At 56.2% G+C, this 2,277-nt stretch carries 3 protein-coding genes; all 3 read right to left on the reverse strand.

Annotation, left to right across the window (positions count from 1 at the left end; genetic code table 11):
- Window positions 1-215: 215 nt before the first annotated feature.
- The gene (locus PY310_RS21360; RefSeq protein ID WP_275216635.1) at window positions 216-1,367 is read right to left on the reverse strand and encodes an LLM class flavin-dependent oxidoreductase; all 1,152 of its coding nucleotides are present in this window, start codon (window positions 1,365-1,367) and stop codon (window positions 216-218) included.
- 476 nt (window positions 1,368-1,843) lie between these two features.
- Entirely contained in the window at window positions 1,844-2,179 is a 336-nt protein-coding gene (locus PY310_RS21365) for a DUF1330 domain-containing protein (RefSeq protein WP_275216636.1), read from the reverse strand.
- On the reverse strand, window positions 2,166-2,277 hold a 112-nt coding region (locus tag PY310_RS21370), incomplete at its 5' end, for an aldehyde dehydrogenase family protein (RefSeq protein WP_275216587.1). The genes PY310_RS21365 and PY310_RS21370, both read right to left, overlap by 14 nt.

Here is a 2,277-nt window from a genome sequence, read left to right on the forward strand (position 1 = left end):
AGCGACGATCCTGCCATGCAGCACAGCAATGGAGGTCGCCCGTGGACGAAATTCATCCATGGTGATGATATCGGCGTTGTGGACTAACAGGTCGACGTCCATTCGTCGAATCTCCATTCTCGTGTTGTAGGGACGCTTTCGGACCGCCCTGGGCAGCAGGGCGGTCCGAAAGGGCCGCTTGGTAAGCTAGTTGTAGGAAAGTTAGGTTATTAAGCTCAGATGAGGTAAGATTTCGCTTCCACTCCACGTAGCTCGTAGTCGTTCTCCGGGATGAGCGAGGGATGTTTCACAGCCGGGATCACGTATTTCGCAAACATTTCCATGCTTCGGAGGTTGGTCCGATGACCGTGGTTGTCGATCTTGAGGATGATCTCGTTGTAGCCCATCTTTTCGAGTCGCTGGATACGTTCGATCACCTCGTCCGGGGTGCCGATCATGGCACTTGGCGAGTGCTCGATCAGAGCCTCGACGTCGTGCGTGAAAGGTTCAAGTTTCTCCGCTGTCTCCAACAGGTATGCGTATGAATCCCCGCCCTTCTCCTTTTCGCTCTTCGCCAGATTCATGTACAAGTCAGTGACGCTGGCAACCAAGCCCAGCGCCGTTTCCCTCGCCTCGTCGACCGCTCGGTCATGAGTTTCCGCGACATGCGCCGGGAACGCTAGGAATGCCCGCCCGGGATTCGCCGGGTACAAGCCACCGATGGGAGCGGCGCTCTTGAAGCCTTCGATGTGCGCTTCGACGCAGTCTTTGGCGTAGTCCCAGCCGAACCAGTTTTCGAGCGTCATTACTCCGATACCGAGCTCACCCGTCATTTTGTGGGATTCGACACTAGTAGCCGAAGCCCAAACCGGCGGCGGCACCAAGGAGTACGGGCGCGGCGACACGGTGAACGGTTCATCAATGTTGTAGATCTCGCCCTTAAAGGTAAAAGGGTTCTCTTGCATCGCGCGCAGCGTTGCTTCGACCGTCTCGAGCCACTCCTGCCTCGTCTTCGTTGGGTCAATGCCGAAAGCCGTCTGGTAGGCAGAGTTATTGGAGCGGGCGCTGCCGAACTCAACCCTGCCCTGAGAAATGGCATCCAAGGTCGCGAGCCGCTCCGCAGTGAGAATGGGGTGACCCAGCTCCTTAAGTGCCACCACCGCCATTGTTCGGAGCTTGATTCGCTTTGTCAGCGCCGCAACCGCGCCATAGACCGCCTGCGGGGACGAAACGGTCCACGCACTCGGCACCAGGTGCTGTTCAGAGGTACCCCAGTAATCGAAGCCGAGCTTATCGGCGTGCACCGCCTCATCGATAACCTCTTGGATTCGAACAGCATGCGTCGACCCTTTCGCAACTTGGCCCTCGTTAAGAATTCCGAACTTCATTTTTAACCTTCTCCTCATATGTGATCTTCCGCCAACGAGCTCAATCCGGGTAGTGCTATGGACTAGATCGCGGCGACATTCTCGGTGACCCGAGTCTTCCTGTTGCATGGGCTTCCACCGGCGTATATCCGCATCATGATTCGGCTAGTCTTCCTAAGAAGAGCCGGCATCCGCGAAGATGAGCCCGCACTTCGGGCTCTCGTCAGTGGTAGATGATGGGCTTCCATACTCTGGTCCTCAGAGTCATTGCGACCGGGCCGTGCCCGGTTGGAAGGACATGATCGATGGATCAGATTTACCTTCTTTTCTCAGTTTCCTCCCTCCTAGCGTTTGTAATCTTCGGCCCTGGTGATAAACCCCCCACAGGGGCAAGAAGCAGCGGCAGCCTCTAGCGGAAGTCGACGAAACGTTCGGCTTTTTTGATGCAAGGAGACAGATCGCGCTGTGCATCGGCATGAACTAAAACGCACCGGGCGTCATCTTTCACGAACTTTTGCGATGGATGACCCGCTCAGATATCGGTCAGGCAGGTGGACATTGCAGCGCACTTCGATGAAGTTTTCGCCGAGACCGCGGTCCGCGAGGTATCCAGTCCGTGACCAGTTAGCCGTGAGTAAGTCTTGCCCGCCGGACAAGGTGATGGTGGTGGGCAGAGCTATGTCGCACAATGCAACCAGGTTCTGGTACTGGTCACTCGAATACCATGTTTGCGCTGCATGCTCCGAGGGAAAGCCGATCACGACCGCGCGATCCACATCCATTCCTTCAAAGCAATGCGACATATCCAGGGTGAAAGGTTCAGCGTTTGACACGGATGAGCTTTTTATTGACGAATTCGTCCATTCCGTACTTGCCCAGTTCGCGTCCGAACCCGGATCGCTTCACACCCCCGAATGGCAGTTCAGCGGCT

Source organism: Pseudarthrobacter naphthalenicus, assembly GCF_029076445.1.
Lineage (GTDB): Bacteria > Actinomycetota > Actinomycetes > Actinomycetales > Micrococcaceae > Arthrobacter > Arthrobacter naphthalenicus.

Excerpts from the sequence above, each read along its gene's own strand:
- PY310_RS21360 (WP_275216635.1), bottom strand. The coding sequence starts at position 1,367 with ATGAAGTTCGGAATTCTTAACGAGGGCCAAGTTGCGAAAGGGTCGACG.